Source organism: Xaviernesmea rhizosphaerae (assembly GCF_001938945.1).
GTDB lineage: Bacteria > Pseudomonadota > Alphaproteobacteria > Rhizobiales > Rhizobiaceae > Xaviernesmea > Xaviernesmea rhizosphaerae.
Genome location: NZ_MKIO01000029.1, coordinates 43,757 through 70,437, shown reverse-complemented (window position 1 = coordinate 70,437; position 26,681 = coordinate 43,757). Strand labels below are relative to the sequence as shown.

At 66.2% G+C, this 26,681-nt stretch carries 20 protein-coding genes and 1 pseudogene; 19 read left to right on the top strand and 2 right to left on the bottom strand.

Annotated features, from left to right (window positions below; translation table 11 throughout):
* The first annotated feature begins 71 nt into the window (after positions 1-71).
* The 9 genes and pseudogenes from exbB to exoR all read left to right on the top strand — a co-directional run bounded on the left by exbB (position 72) and on the right by exoR (position 12,072).
* Positions 72-1,076: a tonB-system energizer ExbB gene (gene exbB / locus BJF92_RS11140; RefSeq protein WP_075635024.1), complete on the top strand. Its 1,005-nt coding sequence runs from the start codon at positions 72-74 to the stop codon at positions 1,074-1,076.
* Between the two features lie 2 nt (positions 1,077-1,078).
* Positions 1,079-1,504, top strand: coding sequence for a TonB system transport protein ExbD (exbD, locus tag BJF92_RS11135; RefSeq protein WP_075634819.1), 426 nt, complete (start codon positions 1,079-1,081; stop codon positions 1,502-1,504).
* Between the two features lie 415 nt (positions 1,505-1,919).
* Positions 1,920-2,579, top strand: coding sequence for a protein-L-isoaspartate O-methyltransferase family protein (locus BJF92_RS11130; protein WP_075635023.1), 660 nt, complete (start codon positions 1,920-1,922; stop codon positions 2,577-2,579).
* Positions 2,580-2,812: 233 nt separating this feature from the next.
* A complete protein-coding gene (locus BJF92_RS11125; RefSeq protein WP_280938378.1) occupies positions 2,813-4,207 on the top strand; it encodes a TolC family outer membrane protein in 1,395 nt (464 codons plus the stop codon).
* Positions 4,208-5,620: 1,413 nt separating this feature from the next.
* A pseudogene (locus BJF92_RS11120) lies at positions 5,621-5,833 on the top strand (PopZ family protein); the annotation flags it as partial.
* A gap of 204 nt (positions 5,834-6,037) precedes the next feature.
* On the top strand, positions 6,038-8,965 hold the full coding sequence (locus tag BJF92_RS11115; RefSeq protein WP_075634818.1) for a valine--tRNA ligase: 2,928 nt from the start codon (positions 6,038-6,040) through the stop codon (positions 8,963-8,965).
* Between the two features lie 557 nt (positions 8,966-9,522).
* The gene (locus tag BJF92_RS11110; RefSeq protein WP_075634817.1) at positions 9,523-10,734 is read left to right on the top strand and encodes an OmpP1/FadL family transporter; all 1,212 of its coding nucleotides are present in this window, start codon (positions 9,523-9,525) and stop codon (positions 10,732-10,734) included.
* 99 nt (positions 10,735-10,833) lie between these two features.
* The gene (locus tag BJF92_RS11105) at positions 10,834-11,058 is read left to right on the top strand and encodes a hypothetical protein (RefSeq protein WP_143524000.1); all 225 of its coding nucleotides are present in this window, start codon (positions 10,834-10,836) and stop codon (positions 11,056-11,058) included.
* Between the two features lie 207 nt (positions 11,059-11,265).
* Positions 11,266-12,072 (top strand): exopolysaccharide production regulator ExoR, encoded by an 807-nt coding sequence (exoR, locus tag BJF92_RS11100; RefSeq protein ID WP_075634815.1) that lies wholly within the window; start codon positions 11,266-11,268, stop codon positions 12,070-12,072.
* A gap of 136 nt (positions 12,073-12,208) precedes the next feature.
* On the opposite strand, the gene xth is transcribed toward exoR, so the two are convergent.
* Entirely contained in the window at positions 12,209-13,006 is a 798-nt protein-coding gene (gene xth, locus BJF92_RS11095) for an exodeoxyribonuclease III (protein ID WP_075634814.1), read from the bottom strand.
* Between the two features lie 300 nt (positions 13,007-13,306).
* Between xth and BJF92_RS11090 the strand changes: the two genes are divergently transcribed.
* Entirely contained in the window at positions 13,307-14,770 is a 1,464-nt protein-coding gene (locus tag BJF92_RS11090) for a phospholipase D-like domain-containing protein (protein WP_075634813.1), read from the top strand.
* Positions 14,771-14,933: 163 nt separating this feature from the next.
* On the opposite strand, the gene erpA is transcribed toward BJF92_RS11090, so the two are convergent.
* A complete protein-coding gene (erpA, locus tag BJF92_RS11085) occupies positions 14,934-15,278 on the bottom strand; it encodes an iron-sulfur cluster insertion protein ErpA (RefSeq protein WP_075634812.1) in 345 nt (114 codons plus the stop codon).
* 219 nt (positions 15,279-15,497) lie between these two features.
* Between erpA and BJF92_RS11080 the strand changes: the two genes are divergently transcribed.
* The 9 genes from BJF92_RS11080 to tatC all read left to right on the top strand — a co-directional run bounded on the left by BJF92_RS11080 (position 15,498) and on the right by tatC (position 26,603).
* Positions 15,498-16,715 carry a deoxyguanosinetriphosphate triphosphohydrolase gene (locus tag BJF92_RS11080; RefSeq protein ID WP_075635021.1) on the top strand — a complete coding sequence of 406 codons (1,218 nt, stop codon included), beginning with the start codon at positions 15,498-15,500 and terminating at the stop codon, positions 16,713-16,715.
* Between the two features lie 339 nt (positions 16,716-17,054).
* Positions 17,055-18,812: an arginine--tRNA ligase gene (gene argS / locus BJF92_RS11070; protein ID WP_075634810.1), complete on the top strand. Its 1,758-nt coding sequence runs from the start codon at positions 17,055-17,057 to the stop codon at positions 18,810-18,812.
* 61 nt (positions 18,813-18,873) lie between these two features.
* Positions 18,874-21,726, top strand: a complete 2,853-nt coding sequence (locus tag BJF92_RS11065) for an SPOR domain-containing protein (RefSeq protein WP_075634809.1) — start codon at positions 18,874-18,876, stop codon at positions 21,724-21,726.
* Between the two features lie 251 nt (positions 21,727-21,977).
* Entirely contained in the window at positions 21,978-22,994 is a 1,017-nt protein-coding gene (gene nagZ, locus BJF92_RS11060; RefSeq protein ID WP_075635020.1) for a beta-N-acetylhexosaminidase, read from the top strand.
* A gap of 54 nt (positions 22,995-23,048) precedes the next feature.
* A complete protein-coding gene (locus BJF92_RS11055) occupies positions 23,049-23,933 on the top strand; it encodes a segregation and condensation protein A (RefSeq protein WP_075634808.1) in 885 nt (294 codons plus the stop codon).
* A complete protein-coding gene (gene scpB / locus BJF92_RS11050; RefSeq protein ID WP_075634807.1) occupies positions 23,923-24,633 on the top strand; it encodes an SMC-Scp complex subunit ScpB in 711 nt (236 codons plus the stop codon). Before BJF92_RS11055 ends, scpB begins: the two co-directional genes overlap by 11 nt.
* A gap of 141 nt (positions 24,634-24,774) precedes the next feature.
* Positions 24,775-24,987 carry a twin-arginine translocase TatA/TatE family subunit gene (locus BJF92_RS11045; protein ID WP_075634806.1) on the top strand — a complete coding sequence of 71 codons (213 nt, stop codon included), beginning with the start codon at positions 24,775-24,777 and terminating at the stop codon, positions 24,985-24,987.
* Positions 24,988-25,113: 126 nt separating this feature from the next.
* On the top strand, positions 25,114-25,782 hold the full coding sequence (gene tatB / locus BJF92_RS24750) for a Sec-independent protein translocase protein TatB (RefSeq protein WP_078057981.1): 669 nt from the start codon (positions 25,114-25,116) through the stop codon (positions 25,780-25,782).
* Entirely contained in the window at positions 25,779-26,603 is an 825-nt protein-coding gene (tatC, locus tag BJF92_RS11035) for a twin-arginine translocase subunit TatC (RefSeq protein WP_075634805.1), read from the top strand. Before tatB ends, tatC begins: the two co-directional genes overlap by 4 nt.
* Positions 26,604-26,681: the final 78 nt, after the last annotated feature.

Genomic DNA, 26,681 nt, shown 5'->3' with positions numbered 1-26,681 from the left:
TCGCGAAGCGATCGGCCGGAAACCGTATGACATTCGCCGCGCCGAAGCGGGCGTCGCAGGGAGAACTCGTCATGGTCTTCTCGATCTCGAACCGGCTCGCCCGGACTGCCACAGCCGCCGCCATCGGCCTGATGCTGGCCGCCGGCCCGGCTGCCGTCTGCGCGCAGACGCAATCCGCTCCGTCCGCGCCGGGTTCGTTAGAAGGGCAGGCGACGCCTGCGCCAGCCACGCCGGCCGCCCAGCCTGATGCGCCTGCGCCGGATCTCTCCGCGCAGGAAGGCGCAACGCCTTCCGCCCAATCTCTCGACGCGCAGGGCGAGGTACAGGCGCGCGATCCCGCCCTGCCGCATGATCTCTCGCCGCTCGGCATGTTCCTGGCGGCCGACTGGGTGGTGAAGGGTGTGATGATCGGCCTGGCTCTGGCCTCGGTCGCCAGCTGGGCGATCCTGGTGGCCAAGACGGCCGAAATCGCCGCCGCCAAGCGCCGGGCCCGCAAGGCGCTTGCACGGCTCGCCGCCGCGCGCGGCCTGTCCGATCTCGCCGATGGTTCGGGCCTTGCCGGCCCCGGCGCGCAGATGGTGGCTGAGGCGCGCGAGGAGCTGACACGCTCGGAAACAGTGATCGATCTCGTGCCGTCGGCCGGCCTGCGCGAGCGGGTCGCCTCGCGGCTTGCCCGGGTGGAAGCGGGGGCCGGCAAGCGTGCGGCCGCCGGGACCGGCATTCTCGCCACGATCGGCTCGATCGCCCCCTTTGTCGGCCTGTTCGGCACGGTCTGGGGCATCATGAATTCGTTCATCGGCATCAGCCAGTCGCAGACGACCAATCTGGCCGTGGTCGCGCCTGGCATTGCCGAGGCGCTGCTGGCCACCGCGATCGGCCTTATCGCCGCCATTCCCGCCGTGGTGATCTATAACTACTTCGCCCGTTCGATCAGCGGCTACAAGGCGATTCTCGCCGATCTCACCGCCTCGGTGGAGCGGCTTGTCAGCCGCGATCTCGATCAGCGTCTCGCCCGCCGCCTGTCGGCCGAACGCCCGCTGGGCGAGCGGGGCCTCTCTTCCGCCAGGGGCAACTGACCATGGCGGCCAAGCTCAATGAAAACAGCGACGACCTTGCGGAAAACAGCGAGATCAACGTCACGCCCTTCATCGATGTGATGCTGGTGCTCCTGATCATCTTCATGGTGGCGGCCCCGCTCGCCACCGTCGATCTGAAGGTGGATCTGCCGCAATCGGCCGCGCGCCCGGCGCCGCGCGACGACAAGCCCGCCTTCGTCACGCTCAAGGCCGACCGCAGTCTCGCCATCGGCAATGAGACCGTCAGCGAGCAGGCCTTCGCCGCGGCCCTTCAGGCGCAGACCGGCGGCAACCGGGAGACCCGCGTGCTGCTGCGCGCCGACAAATCCGTTGATTACGGGGCGCTCATGGATGTGATGAACAGGATCCAGCGCGCCGGCTATCAGCGCATCGCGCTTGTCGGTCTCGAGGGCATGCCGGCGCGCTGAGCGCCGCTGCCTTATCCCGCCTGCCGCATCGCACTGCCACGCGGCGAAGAACCCGATCCGCCGGCCGGCTTTTTGCTGCGGACGGACCGTTGCGCATGATCGCTGCAGGCGAAGGACTGTGGCTGGGCCGGATGAGTTCGGTCAGAAATCCTGGAAACACAAGATTATCCCGCGGCCTAGGAGAGGATCCTCATAAAAGACGCGAGCGGGGCAGGGTGCTCGCGCGGGCCTCGCGACCCCGATTGCAGCGGCTCTTGCCCCTCGCGGGAGGTCACGGCATGATGCGAAACATGCGCGGCGAAGCGCTCGCGCAACATTCGCGGCTTGAAACGCCGCCTGCGCCGCAATATGAGCGTAGAGACCGCAGGAGGGCATGAGCGCTCCGGCAGCGAACGCCCACGGGGACGAGGCAGAGATGGATTTCGAAGCAGCACGCATCAAAATGGTCGACAACCAGGTCCGGACAACGGATGTCACGTCCCATCCGGTGCTTTCCGCTTTTCTGACGGTGCCGCGCGAGGCCTTCGTTCCCGAGGAGATGAAGGCGCTGGCCTATATCGACACGGATGTGAAGGTTTCCGCCGCCAATGGTGGCCGCTACGTCATGGAGCCCTCGCCGCTCGCCAAGCTGGTGCAGCTGGCGGCGATCGAGCCGGGCGACGCCATTCTCGAAATCGGCAGCAATAGCGGCTATGGCGCAGCCATCCTCTCGCGCATCGGCGGCTCTGTCGTCGCGCTGGAAAGCGATGGCGCTCTGGCCGCGCAGGCCAGGACGACGCTGGCCGCGCTGGGCTATGACAATGTCACGGTGGTGGAAGGCCCGCTGGAAGCCGGTCATGCGGCCGGGGCGCCCTATGAGGTGATCTTCCTGCATGGCGCCGTCGAAACCGTTCCCGACGCGATCTTCGCCCAGCTGAAGGATGGCGGCCGTCTCGTTGCCGTGGTCGGCTACGGGAATGCCTCACGTGCGAAGCTCTTCCTGCGCGAAGGCGGGATCGTGTCCGAAAGCCCGGCCTTCAACACGGCCGTCAAGCCGCTGCCGGGCTTCCGCCTGGCCCGTGAATTCGTATTCTGAGCCCCTGCGGCTCGCGCGCCGGTGCCCGATGCGGCGCTGGCGCTTCAGGGCTTCCCGTCCGGGTCTTGCCCTCCGGTGGAAGCTGAGGCAATAAGGAGGGGTGGCTGGCAGATGATGTGGCCGCCGCGAAAGCCGCCCCGCAATGGCGCCGGGGCTGACGAAACCGTCGGACTCGCTGGTATGGCGGCCGACCGAAGCCCTCTCGCAGAGGGCATTGCGGATCCGCAGTCGCCATGAAGCAAAACGCCCTGAAGCACATCGTCACGATTCAGATCGCAAAAGCGGGTATAGCGCTGGCTCTGGTTCTGGGGCTTTCCTCCGCCTCCCTCGCCGAGACGATCGCCGGCGCCATGGCCAAGGCCTATGCCAACAATCCGGATCTGAACGCCGCGCGCGCCAGCCTGCGTGCCGTGGACGAGGGCGTGCCGATCGCCAAATCGGGCTATCGTCCGCGCATTTCCGCCAATGCCACGGGGACGGCCGTACGCTTCGATTCGAATTCGATCGCCAAGCCGCTCGACTACACCAACCGCTCGGCCGGTATCACCATCACCCAGCAGGTCTTTGACGGATTTCAGACGCTGAACAGCGTGCGCGTGGCCGAGGCTTCGGCCTTTGCCGAGCGCGAGAGCATGCGCGCCAACGAGATCTCGACCCTGCTGTCGGCCGCCGAAGCTTTCGCCAATGTCGCGCGCGACCAAGACGTAGTCGCCATCCGCAAGCAGAACCTGTCGTTCCTGCGCCAGCAGGTGGATGCCGCCGGCAGCCGCCAGCGCCTAGGCGAGGGCACGCTGACCGACGTCAACCAGGCGGAAACGCAGGCGGCCGAGGCCAAGGCGCTTCTCGCCGCCGCCATTGCCCAGCTCCGCCAGAGCGAGGCCACCTATCTGCAGATCGTCGGCAGCCCGGCAAGCGGCATCAAGCAGGCCAAGCCGGCCGTGCGCAACCTCCCCCGAACGCTGGATCTGGCCGTGGCGACCGGCATCAAGGAACATCCGGCGATTGCCGCGGCACTCCACCGGGTTGATGCCGCCGATTACCGCGTCAAGCAGGCCGAGGGCACCATGCTGCCCGGCGTGACCCTGCAGGGCTCGATCAGCCGCAGCCTGACCGACCAGCCGGGCGAGGTGCCCAACAGCTCCAATGCCGCGGTGACCGCGCGCATCGAAATCCCGATCTATCAGGGCGGCGCCGAATATGGCCAGATCCGCCAGGCCAAGGAGCGGGCCGGCCAGCAGGCGATCCTGGTCGATTCGATTCGCGCCGAGGTGCGCCAGACGATCATGCAGGCCTATGCCCAGCTCGACGGCGCGCGGGCGACGATCTTGGCAACGCGCGAGCGCATCGCCGCTGCCACCCGGGCGCTGTCAGGCGTGATCGAGGAGCGCAAGGTCGGCCAGCGCACCACCATCGATGTTCTCGATGCCCAGCAGTCCGTTCTGGCTGCGCGCGAGACGCTGGCCGCCGCGCAGCGCAATGCCGTGGTCGCAAGCTATTCCCTGCTGGCGGCCACCGGCCGTCTCACCGTCGCGGGCCAGGGTCTTCCCGTGGCCGAATATGATGCCGAGCGGCACTATAATGCCGTGAAGAACAAGGCCTTCGGCGCAAGCATCGACAGCGCGCGATAGCGCGTCGGTCCGCAGGGCGGGAACCGCTCCCCGAAGAAATCCCACCTGAAAACAAAAGGCTGGGGGGCTCTGACCGATCCTGGGTGTGAGCCCGATGCTCCGGCCTATCCCCTGTTTTGACCACCGTGGCAAACCCGCCACCTCTGGCGATTGCCTTGCTGTTCCCGCTGCGGCCGTGATGACGGCGCGAACAAATCTGTGCATGATCGTCAAGGGTTGATTCGAGCGGTTTCCCCTCGGATCGTACTGGCATAATTTCGCCGCAAACCGCTTCGCGCGCAGAAGCGGCGCGATGGATTTCAATAGGCTGGGATACTGGAAAGCGACATGGCACAAGGCAACGTAGCGCGTGAACCGTCCATGGACGAAATTCTTGCTTCGATCCGCCGGATCATCGAGAGCAACGAGATCGGCGGTCCCGGCCAGCCGGCCAACGATCCCGGGCCGCGCTATGGTGCCGCCGCTGCGGAAGAGGTGCATCTGACGGTGGATGACGACCTCAGGCTTCCCGCTTTCGGCGAGGATGCCTATGAGGCTCCGGCGCGTCCCTCGGCGCCCAGCCTGCCGCAAGCCGCTCAACATACCGGTGCGGCCGCCATCGCCAATCCGCCGCTGTCGCTGGCAGATGTCGCCGCGCGGGTGCGCGCCGCCTCCGAGCGCAGCGTTGCCGCGCGCATCGAGGGTGCCGCCGATACCGCCGCCCGCCCGGCCGCAGCCGCGGCTCCTTCCCCCGCGCCGCAGGTCGCGCCCGTCGCCAACAGCTTTGCCCCGCCCTCTCCGGTCGTGCCTGTCGCCGGCTTCGAGCCGTCGCGCCCGCTGCCCTCCGCTGGCAGCGCCTTTGCCGCTTTCGAGCGCGGCGCCGGCGCCGCGCCGGCGGTCGAGCCGGCCCCGCGCAGCTTCGAGCAGGCGCGCGTTGTGCATTTCGATGCCCCGCCAGCGGCCGAGCCGCCGCGCGCGGTGGAGATGCCGGTTTTCGCGGCGCCCGCGCCTTCGGTTTTCGCACAGCCGGCCGCCGCCGCGCCGCTGCGCTCCAGCGATCTGGATCTGCCCTTCGACGAGGCCATGGCGCTGCGCCAGCAGCCCCTGCGCGGGGTGGGCCAGCCTGCGCCTGCTGCGCCTATCTCCGTTAGCCCGGCCCCGGCGCCCATGGACCTGGCACATAGCGGCCCGGCACATATTGGCCTGGAGCCGGGAGGCTTTGAGGCGGAAGAGCAGGATTTCGAGATCGTCACGGACCTGCCTGAGGCATCCGCCGACCCGGTGGAGGATGCGCTCCATGCCGCAGCCGACGCCTTCGAGGCCGAGCTCGACGCCCATGAGGCGGCGACGACGGAGCTGGCAGGACCGCATGCCGAACCGGCTGCGCCTGCCGAGGCACAGGAGCAGGATCATCCGCTGACCGGCGTTGCCGGAATCATCTCGCCTGTGGTCGGAGCGCATGTGGCCCATGCCTTCGAGCAGCTCGCCATTGCCGTGGACAGCAAGCCGCGCCGCTCCTTCGACGAGATCGCCCAGGACATGCTGCGCCCCATGCTGCAGGAATGGATGGACGACAACCTTCCCACGCTGGTGGAGCGGCTGGTGCGCGAGGAAATCGAGCGCGTGGCCCGCGGCCCGCGCCGCTGACGGGCACGCCGTCCTCTGCCGCCAGCCTCTTCCCGCAAGCGGCGACAGCACAGATCTATCTCGACTGAAAATCGGGGATTCCGAAGGCCCGCTTAAGTGCGGGCCTTCGTCGTTTGCCACTCTGCCGGATCCGGCGTGAGTTGACAGGCTGGCGACGTTCCGATTTATCAGGCCCTCAACCCCAATCTTTCTCGTGGCTTCGAAATGCTTGACAAGACCTATGATTCCGCCGCCGTCGAACCGCGCATCGCGAAGCTCTGGGACGACAACAATGCGTTTCGCGCCGGCGCGGGCGCAAGCGAGGGTGCCGATCCCTTCTGCATCGTGATCCCGCCGCCGAACGTCACCGGCTCGCTGCATATGGGCCATGCGCTCAACAACACGCTGCAGGACGTGCTCGTGCGCTTCGAGCGCATGCGCGGCAAGGACGTTCTGTGGCAGCCGGGCATGGACCATGCCGGCATCGCCACGCAGATGGTGGTCGAACGCCAGCTGATGGAGCGCCAGCTGCCCGGCCGCCGCGCCATGGGCCGCGAGGCCTTCGTCGACAAGGTCTGGGAGTGGAAGGCCGAGTCGGGCGGGCTGATCTTCAACCAGTTGAAGCGCCTGGGCGCGTCCTGTGACTGGTCGCGCGAGCGCTTCACCATGGATGAGGGCCTGTCCAAGGCCGTGCTTGAGGTCTTCGTCACGCTCTATAAGGAAGGCCTGATCTATCGCGGCAAGCGGTTGGTCAATTGGGACCCGCAGTTCGAGACCGCCATCTCCGACATCGAGGTCGAGAACCGCGAGACCGACGGCCATATGTGGCACTTCAAGTATCCGCTGGCCGGCGGCGAGACCTATACCTATGTCGAGAAGGACGCGGACGGCAACGTCACCTTCCAGGAAGAGCGCGACTATATCGCGATCGCCACCACCCGGCCGGAGACCATGCTGGGCGATGGCGCGGTGGCGGTCCATCCCTCGGATGCGCGCTACCAGCCGATCGTCGGCAAGCTTTGCGAGATCCCGGTCGGGCCGAAGGCGCATCGCCGCCTGATCCCGATCATCACCGACGAATATCCCGATCCGACTTTCGGCTCCGGCGCGGTCAAGATCACCGGCGCGCATGACTTCAACGACTATCAGGTCGCCAAGCGCAACAATATCCCGCTCTACCGGCTGATGGACACCCAGGCGCAGATGCGTGCCGATGGCGAGGACTACGCGACTTACGCCGCCCAGGCGCAGGAGATCGCCCGCTCCGGCCGCCTGCCGAGCGAGGCCGAGATCGACGAAATCAATCTCGTGCCGGAGGACTATCGCGGTCTCGACCGCTACGAGGCGCGCAAGCGCATCGTCGCCGCGATCAATGCCGAGGGCCTGGCCGTTACGGTCAAGGATGGCGAAGGCAACGACATTGCCTATGTCGAGAACAAGAAGATCATGCAGCCTTTCGGCGACCGCTCCAATGTGGTCATCGAGCCGATGCTGACCGACCAGTGGTTCGTCGATGCCAAGACGCTGGCCGAGCCGGCCATCGCTTCCGTGCGTGAGGGCCGCACGAATTTCGTGCCCAAGAACTGGGAAAAGACCTATTTCGAGTGGATGGAAAACATCCAGCCCTGGTGCGTCTCCCGCCAGCTCTGGTGGGGCCACCAGATCCCGGCCTGGTACGGGCCGGATGGGCAGGTCTTCGTCGAGAAGACCGAGGAAGAGGCACTCGATGCCGCCGTCCAGCACTACCTAGCCCATGAAGGTCCGTGGAAGGCCTGGGTTCAGGAGAAGCTCGAGAACTTCCAGCCCGGCGAGATCCTGACCCGCGACGAGGACGTGCTCGACACCTGGTTCTCCTCCGCGCTCTGGCCTTTCTCCACGCTCGGCTGGCCGGACCAGACGCGCGAGCTCGACCGCTACTACCAGACCGACGTTCTGGTCACCGGCTTCGATATCATCTTCTTCTGGGTCGCCCGGATGATGATGATGGGCCTGCATTTCATGAAGGACCAGGACGGCAACCCTTACGAGCCCTTCCACACCGTCTATGTCCACGCGCTGGTGCGCGACAAGAACGGGCAGAAGATGTCGAAGTCCAAGGGCAACGTCATCAATCCGCTCGACCTGATCGACGAATATGGCGCGGATGCGCTGCGCTTCACGCTGGCCATCATGGCGGCGCAAGGGCGCGACGTGAAGCTCGACCCGGCCCGCATCGCCGGCTACCGCAATTTCGGCACCAAGCTGTGGAACGCCACGCGCTTCGCCGAGATGAACGGCGTGGCCAGCGATCCGGCCTTCGTGCCGGAAGGCGCCGTGCTGACCATCAACCAGTGGATCCTCACCGAGCTGTCGCGCACGGTGGCCGAGGTGACCGAGGCGCTGGAGACCTACCGGTTCAACGAGGCGGCGGGCAGCCTCTACCGCTTCGTCTGGAACCAGTTCTGCGACTGGTATCTGGAGCTCCTCAAGCCGGTCTTTGCCGGCGAGGACGAGGCGGCGAAGAAGGAGGCGCAGGCCTGCGTCGCTTATGTGCTCAACGCCGTTTACCGGCTGCTGCATCCCTTCATGCCCTTCATGACCGAGGAGCTGTGGGCGGCGACAGCCGGCGAGGGTGTCGAGCGCGAGACGCTGCTGTGCCACGCCGCGTGGCCGCAGGCGGGCTTTGCCAATGCCCATGCCGCCGACGAGATCAACTGGCTGATCGATCTGGTCACCGGCATTCGCTCGGTGCGCTCCGAGATGAACGTGCCGCCGGCCGCCATGGCGCCGCTGGTGGTTATCGGCGCCAATGCGCTGACCGCCGAACGGCTCGCCCGTCACGATGCGGCGATCCGCCGGCTGGCGCGCATCGAGACGATCGCCGTGGCCGAGACCGCGCCGCGCGGCAGCGCGCAGGTGGTCGTCGGCGAGGCGATCTTCTGCCTGCCGCTCGGCAACCTTATCGATCTCAAGGCCGAGAGCGCGCGGCTGACAAAGGCGCTGGACAAGGTGGAGGCCGAGCGTCAGCGCATCCTCGGCAAGCTCTCCAACGAGAAATTCGTGGCCAATGCCAAGCCTGAGGTGGTCGAGGCCGAGCGCGAGCGTCTGGCCGAGCTCGACGGGCAGGCCGCCTCGCTGAAGCTTGCCTTGTCGCGGCTGGCGGAAGCGGTCTGAGGCACCTGTGCCGCCTCTGCTCCTTCGCCCGGGCGGCGGCGGGGCATCGTCAGGCAGGGATGTCATCGAAACAGTGCGGAAAGGCCGGCCGGAGGGATGCTCCGGCCGGCCTTTTTGCGTCCGCCCGCAGGGGAATCGCCCTACGCGCCTGCGCAGCCTCATGGGGAGAAGGGCGCCCCGTCGCACCCCTCGCTGACGGCTTCGGCGCGCTGGGCGCGCCGTTATTCATAAGCTGAGGCAAAAATGCGAGATGTGGTGACAATGTGACATCTGTGGCAATTTTGGGAATTTCATTTCGCCGGATCACGCCTGAGGCAAGTCCCGTGGAACAGAATTCCATACAGCCGCCGATTTCGGCAGTGCGATAGCCAAGTTACGTCAAAAATCGAAGCTTCCGGTCAAAAACCGAGCTGGGTCAATGACTTGATGATGAACCTCTCCAGCGCTTAGGCTGCAACGGCAAGTTCGATGCGGCGGACCTGTAGCAGCAGTCCGGGAGACGGGAGGGATCTCGGGCTGCTGTCGCACCGGGCATCACAGTGGGAGGATTGGAACGCATGAAGACGAGACTGACTGGAACGTTGCTTGTATCGATGATGCTGGCCACGGGGGCGCAGGCCGGGGGACTGGAGCGCGGTGGATACAACATTGATCTGCTGTTCGACCCCGGCACCTATGCCGCAGAGGCGACCACGACCTATGTCAGCCCGCAGCGCAAGTACAAGGATGCGGTCGACACCAATCGGCTGAACGGCCTCGGCTCGAACGGCATCGGCGGCGGCAAGACCTCCGTCACCGACTCGCCGGATTATTGGGTGCCGCGCGTCGGCCTGAAGGCCGGCTGGGAAGGCGTCGATTGCATGGTCGATTATTCGCAGCCCTGGGGCATCCATTCCAAGCCAGGCGCCGACTGGGTGGGCGCGAACGACAATATCGAAACCAAGGTCACCAGCGACAACTATGCCGCTACCTGCTCCTATAAATGGGCGATGGGCCCGGGCCAGATCCGCCTGATCGGCGGCGCCTTCTACCAGGAGGTCGAGGGCTTCAAGGAGCGCCTCGTCGCGCCGGATTTCGCGGTGCCGGGAACGGGCGTCGGCCGTCTAGACCTGAAGGGCGACGGCTGGGGCTGGCGCGCGGGCGTGGCCTATGAGATCCCCGAATATGCCATGCGGGCGAGCCTCGTCTATAACAGCGAGGTCAACCTCAAGGACATCACCGGCACGCTGGATCTCAGCCAGGTCAATGGCCGCGTCTTCGACGTCTATGGCAGCCAGAAAATGCCGGACACGCTGGAGCTGAAGCTGCAGACCGGCATCGCCCCGGACTGGCTGGCCTTCGGCTCGGTCAAATGGACCGACTGGAGCCAGCTGCAGACCATCCCGTTCTGCGTCAAGGGCGTTCCGAGCTGCTCGCCTGCCACGCAGATCACCTCGCTTGACCTGCTCTACCGCGATGGCTGGACCGTCTCCGGCGGCATCGGCCACAAGTTCAACGAACAATGGTCCGGCGCCGTCTCGCTGACCTGGGACCGCGGCACCTCGACGGGCATTCTCTCGCAGACCGACAGCTGGACGCTCGGTACCGGCGTTTCCTACACGCCGACCAAGAATGTCGAGTTCCGTCTGGCCGGTGTCGTCGGCATCCTGACGAGCGGCGAGTCCGGCGCCAAGGAATATAATGGCCGCGTCTATGGCAATGAGGTGAAATACTCCTTCGACAATGATTTCGTCGGCGCCATCTCCACCTCCGTCAAGGTCAGGTTCTGAACAGAACCGCTCCTTCCAAACCTTTCCAAGAACAAGCCCGGCCCTCGTGCCGGGCTTAATTTTGCGTGAATCCATGCGGCTTTGGCCCGCGCGCTTGTGATGATTCAGCAACACGTCGCGCTTAAGCTCCAGAGCAGATTTTCCGCGCTGGATTTTGTCCATTTCCCGCCACAAAAACAGAGCACGCAGTCAGGATCGACGGCGGTCATCTTGCGGGAATGCAGGATCGACCGTGAAAAGGACAGCCAGCCGCCGGGGGACACGATGCTTTCGGGCATCCGGGCGGATTGGAAAAAGATCGAAGTCGGTCAAGCTGTTGCGTGAGATGGTGAAGGTGTTGATGAAGGGCGGCGCGCGGTTTAGCGCCAAAGACAGCCCCAGTCTCGCCGGAATGCGATGCCAATAAGCTTCTTCGAGAGGAGAGGACGATCCTTGAGCCGGATATCCGGCTTGACGGAACGGCACGTGCGGGGACGTTGACGCGGGCGGACAGGCGCCGCGGCAGCGGGTGTAGGAAAGAACACGGGTACGATGGTCGCAAAAGACTACAGGTCGTTGACGTTTCTGGTGGTGAGTATGGCGCTGGCGGTTTGTGGTCCGGTTCAGCGTGCTCACGCCTTCGATCCCGATGCCGGGGTCTCCAAGGAGTCCGGCCCCTTCGCCTTGTTCAAGTTCGGCTTCTCGGCCTACAAGAACGGCCGCAAGGACGAGGCGGTCGAGGCCTATCGCTATGCCGCCGAGCAGGGCCATACCGCCTCGCGCTGGGCGCTTGCCAATATGTATGCCTATGGCGACGGCGTCGCCGAAAACGACCTCGAAGCCTTCAAGATCTACAGCGAGATTGCCGAGAAGGGCGTCGAGCCCGGTTCCGAAGACACCGGCTACTTCGTCAATGCGCTGATCTCGCTTGCCAATTACTACCGCCGCGGCATTCCCGGAACCCCGATCAAGCGCGACCTCAACCAGGCCCGCCAGCTCTATTTCCAGGCCGCTTCGACCTTCGGCGTGCCGGAGGCGCAGTTCCAGCTCGCCCGCATGCTGCTTGACGGCGACAGCGGCACCACCAATGTCCAGCAGGCCAAGAAATGGCTGAACCGCGCCCGCAAGAAGGGGCATGTCGGTGCCATGGGCGTGTTCGGCAATGTCATCTTCCAGGAAGGGCAGACGGCGCGCGGGCTCGCCTATATGACCGCCGCGCTCGACAAATGTTCGCCCAAGGACCGGCCCTGGCTGCAGCAGATGCAGGAACAGGCCTTCTCGCTGGCCGGCGAAAACGATCGTCGCCAGGCCATCGCTATGGCGCAGACGATCCAGACCTCGGACAACGACCCGGAGTGAGACCGCCGCCGACGTGAGGCAGGCGGTCAGGCTATGCTCCGCATGAGGGCGACGGCATCAGGATGTCGTGGTCAGGGCTTATCCCGGCAGGCCAAGGTTGCGGCCGGGACGACGGTGGCGCAAAGGCCCGCCGCAGCTACCGCTCCCGAAAGCGAAAATCGAAACGGCCGATGACGGGGACATGGTCCGACGGTTTCTCCCAGCCGCGCACATGCTTGTCGATCCGCGTCTCGAGAAGTCGGTCAGCGGCCTCTGGCGACAGCATCAGATGATCGATGCGGATGCCGTAATTCTTCGGCCAGGCCCCGGCCTGATAATCCCAGAACGTATAGAGCCCTGTGGCGTCGGAGGTGGCACGCACGGCATCCGTCAGGCCGAGGCCCTCCAGCGCCTGGAAGGCGGCGCGGGTCTGCGGCAGGAACAGGGCATCGTCTTTCCAGACCTCCGGGTTCCAGCAATCATGGCCATGCGGGATGACATTGTAGTCGCCGGCGAGGATCAGCGGTTCCTCCAGCGCCAGCCGGCTCTCGGCGAAGCGATGCAGCCGCTCCATCCAGGCGAGCTTGTAGGGATATTTCTCGCTGCCGACAGGATTGCCGTTCGGCAAATAGAGCGCGCAGACGCGCAAGGCGCCGCCCTCGATGGAATAGACCGCCTCGAGGAAGCGTGACTGCGGATCCTCCGGGTCGCCGGCCAGGCCGTTTGTCACCTCGTCCGGCGTCGTCTTGGAGAGAATGGCGACCCCGTTGAAGCCCTTCTGCCCATGGGTGGCGACATGATAGCCGAGCGCCTCGATCTCGCCGCGGGGGAAGCCTTCATCCACCGTCTTGATTTCCTGAAGGCAGACGATGTCGGGCCCGGCCTCCTTCAGCCAGGCGACCAGCGTCTCGATGCGCGCGCGCACGCCATTGATGTTCCAGGTGGCGATCTCCATCGGCGGCTCCTTGCATGCGCAAAACCCCGCCGGCATCCGCCGGATCGCGGTTCATCAGAACGATCGGCAACGTGCCGGCTCCCGTCCTTATAGCCGCGCCGGCCGTCCTGCGCAGGGCTTTCGCGCAGGCGCGGTAAAAAACCCGGGGGAAAGTGCCGCTTTTTGCGTGTCTCGGGTCGGAGGGAGCCGGGCCGGGTCCGCTTACGGCAATGTTTCGGGGCAGGGCGCGGCGCAACGGTTGCGATGCACAAGACGCGCCGTGCATTGCGCTGTCACGGGCGCGCCCTATTATCAGCGCCCATGATCCTCTTGTTCGAGACCTACTGGCCGCATGTCCTTGCCGTCCTTTCCGTCGTGCTCGGTGTGCCCGCCGCCGTTCACGCGACCATGACCAAGCAGGAGGTGCGCGCGGCGCTTGGCTGGGTCGGCATCATCATCCTCTCGCCGGTGCTGGGCGCGGCGATCTATGCGGTGGCGGGGATCAACCGCATGCGCCGTTCCTCCATCGGCCAGCTGCGCGACAATATGCGCTGGGCCCGGGCTGACGGGCTCGATGGCTTTCTGGTGGAGCGCGCGGCGATCGAGGACGCCTATGGCCACCGCTTCGGCGCGCTGACCCTGCTCGGCGACCGCGTCAGCCGCCACGCGCTGCATGCCGGAAACCGCATCACGCTGCTCGATGGCGGCGACGCCGCCTATGCGCGCATGCTGGCGGCGATCGCAGCGGCGCGGCGCTCCATTCTCCTGGAAACCTATATTTTCGACCGCGACCCCGTCGGCCTGCGTTTCGTCGAGGCGCTGAAGGCGGCACTAGCGCGCGGCGTGGAGGTGCGGGTACTGATCGACGCCGTGGGGGCGCGCTATTCCGTGCCAAGCATCGTGCAGGCGCTGCGCGATGGCGGGGTGACCGTCAAAACCTTCAACGGCAATATCGTCATGGGGCTGCGGCTGCCCTATGCCAATCTGCGCACCCACCGCAAGATCCTGATCGTCGATGGCGAAACCGCCTTTACCGGCGGCATGAACATCCGTGCCGGCTTCACCCGCGAATTTTCCGGTGACGATCAGGCCCGCGACACCCACTTCGAGCTTACGGGCCCCGTGGTCGCCAGCCTGTTTCAGGTGGCGGCGGAAGACTGGCTGTTTTCCAGCGGCGAGACGCTGGCAGGTCCCGCCTGGACCCTGACGCTGCCGCGGGAAGCCGTGCCCAATGCGCCGACCATTCTGCGCGTGGTGCCCTCCGGCCCCGACAAGGCGAACGAGTCGAACCACAAGATGCTGATCGGCGCCTTCTCGGTGGCGCGGCGCTCGATTCGCATCATGTCGCCCTATTTCCTGCCGGATCGCGAGCTGATCAGCGCCCTGGTCACTGCGGCGCTGCGCGGCGTCACGGTCGATATCGTTGTTCCCGCCGTCAACAATCTGCAGCTTGTCGACAGGGCCATGCAGGCGCAGTTCGATCAGGTGCTGAAAGGCGGCTGCCGCGTCTGGCGGGCGCAGGGGCCGTTCAACCATACCAAGCTGCTCGCCATCGACGGGCGCTGGGCCTATGCCGGCTCTTCCAATCTCGATCCGCGCTCGCTGCGCCTGAACTTCGAGGTCGATTTGGAGATCCTCGACAGGGAGATGGCGCAGGCGCTGGAAGCGCGGGTGGACAAGGCGATCGCCGATGCCTTGCCCGTCACGCTGGAGCAGCTTTCGCAAAAGCCCTTCGCCACCCGGCTCCTGAACCGGATCTTCTGGCTGGGTTCACCTTATCTCTGATCGCAAAAAGCCCGCGGGCGGGAGGCGCCGGCGGGCTTGAAACGCTAGAGCATCGGACCGAAAAGTGGGGACCGGTTTTCGGAAAAATCCGATGCAAAAACAAAAAATTAGAGCATCGGACTGCGTGCGATTTTCAGTCTGATGCTCTAAAACCGAATGGACATCAGATCGAAAAACTCGTTCCGCATCCGCAGCTTGCGACCGCATTCGGATTCTTGATCTGAAAGGACTGGCCGAGCAGATTGTCGACGAAGTCGATCTCGGAGCCTTCCATATAGACGAGCGACAGGCTGTCGATGAAGACGCGGGCGCCGTTCTTTTCGAGGACGATGTCGTCCTCGGTGGCGTCGCCGACCAGATCGAACTTGTAGGAGAAGCCGGAGCAGCCGCCGCCTTCGACGGAAACGCGCATGGCGGTCTTGTCCGGCTCCTTGCGCAGGATCTGGTCGATCCGGCGCGCGGCGGAATCCGAAAGGGTGATGCTGGCCTGGGTGCTGGCTTCGGTCATGGCGGTTCACATCCTCATGCCTCTGTCCGGCTTCGACCATGGAAGCGCGGTGCGAACGGGCACGTCATCAAAAATATTCAATACAGCCTCAACCTTGCGCGGCGCAGGGCCGAAACAGGCAGGAGGCTTTCCGCGCGGGGGCGAGCCCCATGGCTTTTTCCGCGCCTGCCCTATAGGTATGAAGCGATGAAATCGTCGTCAATGGGAGACGTTATGGGTTTGACTTTGGACCGGCAGGCTTTGGGTTTCGGCTCGGCGGAGCGCGCACGCTACGCATCCGATCCCTGGCGCACGCGTGGCCGCCTCTATCCCGAGCAGCCGAGCCTGACGCGCTCCGACTTCCAGCGCGACCGCGACCGCATCGTCCACACCACCGCCTTCCGCCGGCTCAAGCACAAGACCCAGGTGTTCATCGCTGCCGATGGCGACCATTACCGCACCCGGCTGACCCACACGATCGAGGTGGCGCAGATCGCCCGCGCGCTCGCCCGCGCCCTGCGCATCGACGAGGATCTGGCCGAAGGCGTGGCGCTGGTCCATGATTTCGGCCACACGCCCTTCGGCCATACCGGCGAGGATGCGCTGCACGAGGTGCTGAAACCCTATGGCGGCTTCGACCACAATGCCCAGTCGCTGCGCATCGTCACCAAGCTCGAGCGGCGCTATGCCGAGTTTGACGGGCTGAACCTGACCTGGGAGAGCCTGGAGGGGCTGGTCAAGCACAATGGCCCTCTGGTGGGCGCGGACGGGCAGGGTATGAAGGGCCCGGTGCCCCAGCCGATCACCGATTATTGCGCCCAGCACGATCTGGAGCTCGGCAGCTTCGCCAGCCTGGAGGCCCAGGTCGCCGCCATTGCCGACGACATCGCCTACAACACCCACGATATCGATGACGGCCTGCGCTCGGGCTATCTCACCTTCGACATGCTGGAAGACATTCCCTTCCTTGCGGGCCTGATGGCGGAGGTGCGCGCGCGCTATCCAAACCTCGAGCCAGTGCGCTTCACCCATGAGATCATGCGCCGGCAGATCACCGCCATGGTCGAGGATGTCATCACCGTATCCCAGAGCCGGCTGCGCGAGCTGAGGCCCGAGACCGCGTCCGACGTGCGGGCTGCCGATCGGGCGGTCGCCACCTTCTCCCCGGCGATGGCGGAGACGGACCGCCAGATCAAGCGGCTGCTGATGACGCGGATCTACCGCCATCCGGATGTGATGCGGGTGCGGGCAGCCGCAGCCGACATCGTTACCGATCTCTATCATGCCTTCATGGCCGATCCCGGGCAGATGGAGAAGCATTACTGGGCGGACCAGATCGCCGGCATGGAGATCCCCGCAAAGGCGCGCCATGTCGGCGATTACCTTGCCGGCATGACCGACACCTATGCCGTCTCCGTTCACCGCCGCTTGTTTGACCATACCCCGGATTTGCGTTAGAGCATCGCCCTAAACGGGTGTCCCGCCGGCAAAAAATGCAGGCGGGATGCGATGCGGGGGCCGGCCCGGGACGGGCCAGGCGGCGCGAAATCTTACGTCGTTCTCGCCGAAGGTTATCGACGGCCGCGGCCTGATCTGTCGCCCTCTGGCGAAGCAGGAAGCCGGCAGGGCCGCCCGCGCGGCCGATATTCAGGATCGACGGGGCATGCGCTTGCGCATGCCGCCAAATGAAAAGCGGCCGCATCGCCTTGTCCCCATCGGCCAAGGGGCGGCCGGAAACGTGATGGACCGGCAGCCGCCGACGGGCAATGCGTCGCGGCGCGCCGGCGGATGGGCTTGATGAATCTCTTCACCGACTTTGAAGACAGAATTAAAAAACTTCTGGAAACCCTTGATATCGTTCGCGAGAAGGACGGTGGCGTTGATCTGTCGCGCGTCACGGTCGAAGCACCGCGCGACGCGGCGCATGGCGATGTCGCCACCAATGCGGCGATGGTGCTGGCCAAGCCGCTCGGCACCAATCCGCGCGCGCTGGCCGGCCTGATCGCCGAGGCGCTGGGCCGCGATGCCGACGTGGCCGAGGTCTCGGTCGCCGGCCCCGGCTTCATCAATATCCGCCTGTCCGTGGCCTATTGGCAGAAGGTGCTGAAGGCGGCCGTCCTGGCGGGCGAGGATTTCGGCCGCAGCCGGATCGGCGGCGGCAAGCCGATCAATGTCGAATATGTCTCGGCCAACCCGACCGGCCCGATGCATGTCGGCCATTGCCGGGGCGCGGTGGTGGGCGACACGCTGGCCAATCTGCTCGCCTATGCCGGCTGGCAGGTGACCAAGGAATATTACATCAACGATGCCGGCTCGCAGATCGACGTGCTCGCGCGCTCGGTGTTCCTGCGCTATCGCGAGGCGCTGGGCGAGACGATTGGCGAGATCCCGCCGGGGCTCTATCCGGGTGATTATCTCGTGCCCGTCGGCCAAGCGCTGGCTGAGGAATACGGCGCGCGGCTTGCCGCCATGCCGGAAAGCGAATGGGTGCCGATCGTCAAGAACAGGGCGATCGACGCGATGATGGCGATGATCCGCGACGATCTCGCCGCGCTCAATGTCCATCACGACGTGTTCTTCTCCGAGCGCACGCTGCATGAAGGCAATGGCGGCCCGATCCTGTCGGCTATCAACGACCTCACCTTCAAGGGCCATGTCTACAAGGGCGCGCTGCCGCCGCCGAAGGGGCAGCTGCCGGAGGATTGGGAAGACCGCGAGCAGACGCTGTTCCGCTCCACCGAGGTAGGCGACGATATCGACCGGCCGCTGATGAAGTCGGACGGCAGCTTCACCTATTTCGCCGCCGACGTCGCCTATTTCAAGAACAAGTACGACCGCGGCTTCGAGCAGATGATCTATGTGCTGGGCGCCGACCATGGCGGCTACGTCAAGCGGCTGGAGGCGCTGGCGCGCGCCGTCTCCGGCGGCACGGTGACGCTGACCGTGCTCTTGACCCAGCTCGTCAAGCTCTTCCGCGATGGCGAGCCGGTGAAGATGTCCAAGCGCTCGGGCGATTTCGTCACGCTGCGCGACGTGGTCGAGGAGGTCGGCCGCGACAGCGTCCGCTTCATGATGATCTACCGTAAGGCCTCGGAGCCTCTCGACTTCGATTTTGCCAAGGTGACGGAGCAGTCCAAGGACAATCCGGTCTTTTATGTGCAATATGCGCATGCGCGCTGCCGCTCGGTCTTCCGGCAGGCGGCCGAGGCCTTTCCGGGCTTCTCGCCCTCCGTTGAGGAGATGGTGGCGGCGCTGCCGCAGCTCAACGATTCCAATGAGTTGCAGCTGGTAGCGAAACTGGCGGAATATCCCCGCGTCGTCGAGGCGGCAGCGCTCGCACAGGAGCCGCACCGCATCGCCTTCTACCTCTACGACCTCGCCAGCGCCTTCCACGGGCACTGGAACAAGGGCAAGGACAATACGAGCTTACGTTTTGTTAACGATAAAAACCGAGAATTGACGATAGCCAGACTAGGGTTGGTGCACGCTGTTGCCTCGGTTCTCAAGTCCGGCCTGTCGATCACAGGCACGGATGCCCCCGAGGAAATGCGATAAGCAGTCACCATTTCCGCACAATGCACTGGCAGACCGAGTCTGATTAGCGTGAGTGGAGAGAATGGCAGAGAAACAATTGGCGCTGAGCGACGACCGCAACGTTGCTTCCTTTGCGAAGGACGACCCGTTGGCCGAGCTCGCCCGCATCGTCGGCGATGACAGCCGCCCTGCCGTTCACCAATTGCGCGAGCTGGAGCGTCAGCAAGAGCGCGTCCGGGTCGAGCCTGCCTTCGACCTGGAAGCCGAACTCCTGCGCGAGCTCGGCATGTTCGAGGACGCCGCCGCGCCCGCGCCGGTGGTCGAGCCGGTCATGCCGGCACAGCCCGTAGCGGCCCAGCCTGTCCAGCCCGTCCGCGTCGAGCCGCCGATGGCCCCGCCGGCTGCGGCCGCGCCCGTTGCCGAGCCCGTCCGCGTCATGCCGCAGCCTTTGCCTCAGGCGGCCGAGATCGCGCCCATCCCGCGCGCCGAGCCGATCGCGCCGGTCGCCCATCGGGTGGAGCCTGTCATGGCGCCCGTGTCAGAACCGTCTCTCGATTTCGATCTGGCGGATGAGCTGACCCAGTCGCTGCATCTCGAGCCTGTTGAGGCGCGCCCTGTCGAAGCACGCACCGTTGAAGCCCGGCCTGTCGCGCCGGAGCCCGTTGCGCCGCCGCGCGCCCCCGCCGTGCAGGCGACCGCACCGGCTGCGCCCTCCGGCTTCGCGCCCGTGCCCTCCTTCGTCGAGCCGGTGACGGCGGATGCGCTCCTGTCCGATGTCGCGCGCTTCCCCGTGCCGCCGGTGGCCCAGCGACCGGCCCAGGCGCCGGCGCCCGAGCCGGTCGCGCGCAAGAGCAGCTATCCCTTCACGCCGAATTTCACCCGGGCCACGCCGACCATGGCCGGCCAGGCCGGCGGGGGGCGCAGCTTTGCCCGCCCCGTCAGCCAGAGCGAACCGGTTCCCCCTGTGGCCGCTGCTGCGCAGCCGTCCGTCGCGCCGCCGCAGGTCCCGGTTGCGCCGCAGGCCTCCGTCGTGCCGCAGTCCCATGTCGCGCCGCAGGCCCCCATCGCGCCGCAGGCCAATGCCGAGCCTGAGATCGATCTCGATGATTTCGCCTTCGACCTGTCGGATCTCGACATGGGGCTGGAAGCCGAAAGCCTGGACATGGCGGCTGTCGCCCCGATGGCGGATGCGCCCGTGGTGGCGCCGCCGGCGCCTGCCCGGACGCCGGTCGTCGAGGCTGCCGTTCATCCCGCTCCCGTCGCTCCGGCACCGGTGCGCCCGGCGCAGCCGGTCCAGCAGGTCGCCATGCCGGTGCGGCAGCCGCCAGCGGCACCCGCGCCGGTTCAGGCGATGCCGGCTCAGGCGATGATGGCCCCTGCCATTCCGGTCGAGCGCGATCCCGTCCAGCCCGTTCCGGGCCAGATGATGGCGTCCCAGCCGGTGATGCCGCCTCTTCAGGTGATGCCGGAGCCCGAGGCGATCGAGGAGGACGAGTTCGCTTTCGATCCGGCCCTGCTTGCCGAAGCCGAGGAGCAGGTGACGCCGATCGCCGAGCTGGACGTGCCCCAGCTGCCGGTGAACGAGCCGGTCAAGCCGATGGCCCATGCCAGCGACTATGATCTCGATATCGACGCGGAGATGGCCCAGCTGTTCCAACCGGCGCCGCGCGCCGCCGCGCCGCGCCCGGCCAGCCATGAAGCGCCGTCCGCGCAGCGCGCCGAGCCCTTCGGCCGCGCGCCGGTCGTGCCGATCGGCATGGCCGACGAGGCTTTCGAGCGCGCCATGGAAGAGGACTTCCGCCGCACCTTCGCCGAGCGCCAGGCCGATGGCCGCCAGGGCTTCGATCCGCTCTACCCGGAAGATGCCGTCAGCCAGATCGAGGAGCCCCGTTCGTCGCGCCGTCTCGTCCTGCTGGCCTCGGCTGCCGTCGTGGTTCTGGTGGCCGGCGCGGGCGTCGCCTACAGCCTCTTCGGCGGCAAAGCCACCAGCATGGCCAGCGGCGAACCGCAGATCATCCTGGCCGACAAGTCGCCGAGCAAGATGGTGCCGGTCGAAAAGGGCGGCAAGACCGTGCCGAACCAGGACAAGGCTGTCTATGACCGCGTGTCCGGCGGCAGCGAAGCGGCGCCGCGGCAGGATGAGCTTGTCACCTCCGAGGAACAGCCGATGGACGTGGTCCAGCGCACGCTGACGCCGGAAAGCCTGCCGCTGGAAGGCGAGAACGACATGGTCGGCGATGACGGGGCCGAGCGTCTCGTCGCTGAGGATGGCGGCGCGGTTTCCGGCGCTGCCGCAAGCGATCACGCGCCGGCCCTGCCGCCGCGCAAGGTGCGCACCATGGTGGTCAAGCCGGATGGAACGCTGGTCGCCCGCGAGGAGCCGGATGATCCGGCGGCCGATGCCGGCGCCGGCGCGATCCGCCCGTCGCTGGCGCAGAGCACCAGCCGCACGGCGCCTGGCGAGATGACGAGCGCATTGCCGAACGCCAACCTGGCGGGTCTGCATGACGAGGCGGCCACGCAGGTCGCTGCCGTCGACACGCATGTGCCTGTGCCGACGTCGGCCAGGGCCCCCGCCGTGGCAAAGCTGCCCGCCGCTGCCGCCAAGCCCGTAACGCCCGCCGCCCAGCCGGCCGCACCCGTGCAGACGGCGGCCATCGCGCCTGCGGCCGCGCCGGCCTCGGCCTCCACGGGCGACTATGTCATCCAGGTCGCCTCGCTGCCGAGCGAGGCCGATGCCAAGGCGTCCTATCAGAAGATGTCCGGCAAATTCGCCAGCGTCATCGGCGGCCGCAGCGTCGAGATCCGCAAGGCGGACATTGCCGGCAAGGGCACCTACTACCGCGTGCGCATCGCCGCCGGCTCCCGCGCCGATGCCAATGCGCTCTGCGACAAGCTGAAGGCCGCCGGCGGCTCCTGCCTCGTCACGCGCTGAGCCCGATAGCCTGGGCCAGAGAGCCTGGGCCAGATCGATCGACAACGCCGCGAGATCGCTCTCGCGGCGTTTCGCGTTTCCGGTGGAGGCGAGGCGCGCGGCCGACGGGCCGGCGGTGCTGCATGCTGTCAGCTCCAGCCTCTCGTAAGAACCGGTTATCCACCGGAAATCCGGTGAAAACGCGCCTGAGAGCGTCGATGCCGGGTGCGGTGCCTTCGCTTTGCCGCCGGACGCGCCCTATGATCGCACACATGAGCGAATCAAAATCCTTCATTTCGGGCTGCAAGGGCCTGAGCCTCACTGCCGACGAAAAGGCCTTTTTCGCCGACGAACGCCCTTGGGGCTTCATCCTGTTCGGGCGCAACATCGCAGAGCCCGGGCAGATCGCCGATCTCGTGGCGTCCCTGCGCGAGTCGATCGGCGACGAGACCGCGCCGGTGCTGATCGACCAGGAGGGCGGCCGCGTGCAGCGCATCCGCCCGCCGATCGTCCCGGCCTATCCGAATGGCGCGGCGCTGGGCGCCGTCTATGGGCAGGATGCGGAAAAAGGGCTGCGCGCCGCTTGGCTGCATGGCCGGCTGATCGCCCATGACCTGCAGCGCTTCGGCATCAACATCGATTGCCTGCCGGTTCTGGACGTGCCGCTCGAAGGCGGCAGTGACGTGATCGGCAACCGCGCCTATGGACGCGATGTCGAGACCGTGGTCGCGGTTGCCCGCGCCGTCGCCGATGGCCTGAAGGCCGGCGGCGTGCAGCCGGTCATCAAGCACATGCCCGGCCATGGCCGAGCCTTCGTCGATAGCCATCACAAGCTGCCGATCGTCGATGCGCCCCGCGCGCTCCTGGAGGAGACCGACTTCAAGCCCTTCGTGGCGATGAAGGACGAGACCATGGCCATGTCGGCCCATATGGTCTTCACCGCGATCGATCCCGAGCGGCCGGCCACCACCTCGCGCAAGGTCGTGGACGAGATCATTCGCGGCCATATCGGCTTCAAGGGTCTGCTGATGTCGGACGACGTGTCGATGAATGCGCTTGATGGCGACATGGCGACACGGGCTCGCAATATCATCGGTGCGGGGCTGGATCTGGTGCTGCATTGCCATGGCATCATGGAGGAGATGACGGCGGTCGCAGCCGTCGTGCCGCCGCTCGCAGGCGAGGGGCTGGCACGCGCGACAGCGGCCCGCGCCGCGTTCCGCCCGGCCGAGCCGGCCGACGAGCCGGCGTTGCGCGAGGAATTCGCCAGCCTTCTGGCCCTGGCTTGAGCCGCACCATGGCGATGCGCCGCATCCTCTGCCCCTCTCCGGGGGACCCGTCCCATGCTGGATGACGAACAGGCATGGCCCGAAGGCCTGCAGGCCGACGCCTCGCCGGAGCAGCCTTTGGCCGCACCTGCGGCGGCGCAGGCTCTGCCAGGTGAAGGGGAAGCGCTCGTGGTGGATCTCGCGGGCTTTGAAGGGCCGCTCGACCTCCTGCTGCATCTGGCCCGCAACCAGCGGGTCGATCTGGCGCGGCTCTCCGTGCTGTCGCTGGCCGAGCAATATATCGCCTTCGTCGCCCGCGCCCGGCATCTGCGCCTGGAACTGGCGGCTGATTATCTGGTGATGGCGGCCTGGCTTGCTTATCTGAAAAGCCGGCTCTTGCTGCCGCTGCCGAAGAAGCAGGATGACGAGCCCTCCGGCGAGGAAATGGCCGAAGCGCTGGCGCGCCGGCTGCAGCGGCTGGAGGAGGTGCGCACCTTGGCGCAGGCGCTCGGCGAGCGTCCCCGGCTGGGACGCGACGTCTTTGCCCGCGGCGCGCCCGAGCATGCGCCCGTGGAAGGTGGACGCCGTTTCGACGCCGCACTGTTCGATCTGGTCGAGGCCTATGCGCGGCTGCGCCAGCGCCCGGCGGAAACCCGTGTCACCATTGCCCGCCGCGCGGTCTGGTCGCTGGCCGAGGCGCGGCTGACGCTCGCCCGGCTGCTGCAGGAGGCCCCGGGGCGCTGGACGCGGCTCGATGCCTTCCTTCTCGATTATCTCGCCGAGCCGCAGGCGCGCGTCACCGCACTGGCCAGCGCCTTTGCCGCCTCGCTCGAACTGGTGCGGGAGGGGCGCATGGACATGCGCCAGTCCTGCGCCTTCGCGCCGATCGAGATGCGCGGCGGGCGCCGCCGCTTTTCCGAGGAAGAGATCCGCAGGATGGAGGCGGCGCATGAGGGCTGATGCGGCCAAGGGCAGGGCGCTTCCGGCTGATATCGACGCGGCGGGGGCGGCCGAGGCCGAGCGCGTGGCGGAAGCCATCGTCTTTGCTGCCGCCGAGCCGGTCTCGCTCGCCTATATCGCCGAGCGACTGCCCGCTGGCATCGATGCCGGCGCCGTCATGGCGCGGCTGAAGGCGCAGTATCGCGACCGGGGTGTCAATCTCGTGCAGATCGGCCAAAGCTTCGCCTTCCGCACGGCCGCCGATCTCGCGCGCGTGCTGGCGGACGGCCAGGCCGAGCCGCGCAAGCTCTCGCGCGCGGCCATGGAGGTGCTGGCGATCATCGCGTATCACCAGCCGGTGACGCGCGCGGAGATCGAGGAGGTGCGCGGCGTGCAGACCTCCAAGGGTACGCTCGACGTGCTGATGGAGGCGGGCTGGGTGCGCTTTCGCGGCCGGAGGCGCACGCCCGGCCGGCCCGTCACCTTCGGCACCACCCGCGATTTTCTCGATCACTTCGGGCTGGAGGATCTGCGCGATCTGCCGGCGGTGGAAGATCTCAAGGCGGCCGGCCTGATCAGCGGGCGGATCTCCTCCGGCCTCTCTCTGCCGATCCCGGCCGAATCGGACACGCTGGGTCCGGAAGAAGATCCGATCACGCCGCAGGATCTGGAAGAACTCGTCCTGCTGCCGCCCGGCGGCGCGCCCGATGCCGCGGATTGACGGACAAAGGTGGCTGACATGTCCATCAGGATTGCGTGATGTCACGCTTTCCGATAACGAGCGACACAAAGTGCTGTTTGAAAAGAGTGGGCGAACCGCTTACATCGGCGCCATCCGCAGACTTCAAGGGGAGACTGGATTATGGGTTCTTTTAGCATCTGGCACTGGCTGATCGTGCTGGTTGTCGTGCTGCTCCTCTTTGGACGCGGCAAGATTCCGGAGCTGATGGGCGATGTCGCCAAGGGCATCAAGAGCTTCAAGAAGGGCATGTCGGACGACGAGCATGCCGATGCGACGACGAGCAAGACCGTCGATGGACGCACCGTCGATCACAAGTCCGACGAAGTTCGCTGACAAGACCGGTATGCCGCCGGGCAGATCCTGCCGGCGGCGCTTTCCCAGGAACAGGCGGGCTTAGCGCGCGGCATCGGCCCCATGCGGCCGGCCGCCGGCCCTTAAGGTTGGTTTAGAGGCGTCGCCATGCTGGATGTCGGCTGGACGGAACTTGTCGTCATCGCGGTGGTGATGATCATCTTCGTGGGGCCTAAGGAGCTCCCGGGGATGCTGCGGACATTTGGCCGGATGATGTCGCGCATGCGCGGCATGGCGACCGATTTCCGCCGGCAATTCGATGATGCCCTGCGCGAGGCGGATCTCGACGAGGTCCGACGCCATATCAGCGACGCCCAGCGGCTGAACCCGGCCCAGAGCCTGCGCGACGCGATGAACCCGCTGCGCCAGATGGGCAATGACATCAAGGCCGATCTGCACCGCGCCGTCTCCGACGAGCCGCCCCCACAGAATTTCGCCTTTCCTTCCGCCCTTCTGGACGAGACCGACAGCTATGCCGCGCCGGTGACGCCCGTGCGTGCCGCACCGTTGAAGGCCGGACCGGCGGAGAGCCAGAAGCCGCGCCTGACGCCGCGCCCCAAGGCGCTGCGCAACACCCGGGCGAAGGCCAAGCTCTGGGAGCGGGCCGGTGCGGGCAAGCCGGCGCTCCGCCGTGTGCGCAAGGCCTCCTTCGCCGTGGTCGATGTCCAGGCCCCGCCGCATCGGCGCCTGCCGGTCCATCCCGGCCAGCCGCTTGATCCCAGCAAGCCGGTTGATCCCAGCAAGACGAACAGCCATTTCGGGGAGACCGAGGCATGAGCGGCGATATCGAAGACAAGCCCCAGCCCCTGATGGAGCACCTGATCGAGCTGCGCTCCCGCCTGATCTGGGCGGTCGGCGCGTTTTTCGTCGCCTTCCTTGTCTGCTTCTATTTCGCCAAGGGGCTGTTCAACATTCTGGTCCAGCCCTTTCGCTGGTCGGTGGAATGGGCGGGCCTCAACCATCGTCAGGTCGAGCTGATCTATACCGCGCCGCAGGAATTCTTCTTCACCCAGATCAAGGTGGCGATGTTCTGCGCGCTGGTGATCTCCTTCCCTGTCATCGCCAATCAGGTCTACAAATTCGTCGCGCCCGGCCTCTACAAGAACGAGCGCGCGGCGTTCCTGCCCTTTCTGATCGCCTCGCCGATCCTGTTCCTGCTCGGCGCCTGCCTGGTCTATTTCTTCTTCACGCCCATGGTCATGTGGTTCTTCCTGACGATGGAGCAGGGCGGTGGCGACGGCAAGGTGGCGATCCAGCTGCTGCCGAAGGTCTCGGAATATCTCAGCCTGATCATGTCGCTGATCTTCGCCTTCGGGCTGGTGTTCCAGCTGCCCGTGATCACCACGCTTCTGGCCCGTGTCGGCATCGTCACGGCCGACGATCTTGCGGCCAAGCGCAAATATGCGATCGTCATCGCCTTCATCGCCGCGGCGATCCTGACGCCGCCGGACCCGGTCTCCCAGATCGGTCTTGCCCTGCCGGCCATCCTTCTCTACGAGGTCTCCATCCACACTGCCCGGCTGATCGAGCGCCAGCGCGCGCGCAATGCGGACGCATCCTCTTCGCGCGATCTGGCCGAGACGGACGAGCGATCGTAAGGCGCGACCGGAGAGGCGGTGCCGCCCCTCGGTCAAGTGTTGAGAGCGTCAGCGGCACGCCAGCTTGATGGGCGAGAC

What these genes read in the sequence shown, in the direction of transcription:
- exbB (WP_075635024.1), top strand. Translation starts at nt 72, where the DNA reads ATGGTCTTCTCGATCTCGAACCGGCTCGCCCGGACTGCCACAGCCGCC.
- exbD (WP_075634819.1), top strand. Translation starts at nt 1,079, where the DNA reads ATGGCGGCCAAGCTCAATGAAAACAGCGACGACCTTGCGGAAAACAGC.
- BJF92_RS11130 (WP_075635023.1), top strand. Translation starts at nt 1,920, where the DNA reads ATGGATTTCGAAGCAGCACGCATCAAAATGGTCGACAACCAGGTCCGG.
- BJF92_RS11125 (WP_280938378.1), top strand. Translation starts at nt 2,813, where the DNA reads ATGAAGCAAAACGCCCTGAAGCACATCGTCACGATTCAGATCGCAAAA.
- BJF92_RS11115 (WP_075634818.1), top strand. Translation starts at nt 6,038, where the DNA reads ATGCTTGACAAGACCTATGATTCCGCCGCCGTCGAACCGCGCATCGCG.
- BJF92_RS11110 (WP_075634817.1), top strand. Translation starts at nt 9,523, where the DNA reads ATGAAGACGAGACTGACTGGAACGTTGCTTGTATCGATGATGCTGGCC.
- BJF92_RS11105 (WP_143524000.1), top strand. Translation starts at nt 10,834, where the DNA reads ATGATTCAGCAACACGTCGCGCTTAAGCTCCAGAGCAGATTTTCCGCG.
- exoR (WP_075634815.1), top strand. Translation starts at nt 11,266, where the DNA reads ATGGTCGCAAAAGACTACAGGTCGTTGACGTTTCTGGTGGTGAGTATG.
- xth (WP_075634814.1), bottom strand. Translation starts at nt 13,006, where the DNA reads ATGGAGATCGCCACCTGGAACATCAATGGCGTGCGCGCGCGCATCGAG.
- BJF92_RS11090 (WP_075634813.1), top strand. Translation starts at nt 13,307, where the DNA reads ATGATCCTCTTGTTCGAGACCTACTGGCCGCATGTCCTTGCCGTCCTT.
- erpA (WP_075634812.1), bottom strand. Translation starts at nt 15,278, where the DNA reads ATGACCGAAGCCAGCACCCAGGCCAGCATCACCCTTTCGGATTCCGCC.
- argS (WP_075634810.1), top strand. Translation starts at nt 17,055, where the DNA reads ATGAATCTCTTCACCGACTTTGAAGACAGAATTAAAAAACTTCTGGAA.
- BJF92_RS11065 (WP_075634809.1), top strand. Translation starts at nt 18,874, where the DNA reads ATGGCAGAGAAACAATTGGCGCTGAGCGACGACCGCAACGTTGCTTCC.
- nagZ (WP_075635020.1), top strand. Translation starts at nt 21,978, where the DNA reads ATGAGCGAATCAAAATCCTTCATTTCGGGCTGCAAGGGCCTGAGCCTC.
- BJF92_RS11055 (WP_075634808.1), top strand. Translation starts at nt 23,049, where the DNA reads ATGCTGGATGACGAACAGGCATGGCCCGAAGGCCTGCAGGCCGACGCC.
- scpB (WP_075634807.1), top strand. Translation starts at nt 23,923, where the DNA reads ATGAGGGCTGATGCGGCCAAGGGCAGGGCGCTTCCGGCTGATATCGAC.
- BJF92_RS11045 (WP_075634806.1), top strand. Translation starts at nt 24,775, where the DNA reads ATGGGTTCTTTTAGCATCTGGCACTGGCTGATCGTGCTGGTTGTCGTG.
- tatB (WP_078057981.1), top strand. Translation starts at nt 25,114, where the DNA reads ATGCTGGATGTCGGCTGGACGGAACTTGTCGTCATCGCGGTGGTGATG.
- tatC (WP_075634805.1), top strand. Translation starts at nt 25,779, where the DNA reads ATGAGCGGCGATATCGAAGACAAGCCCCAGCCCCTGATGGAGCACCTG.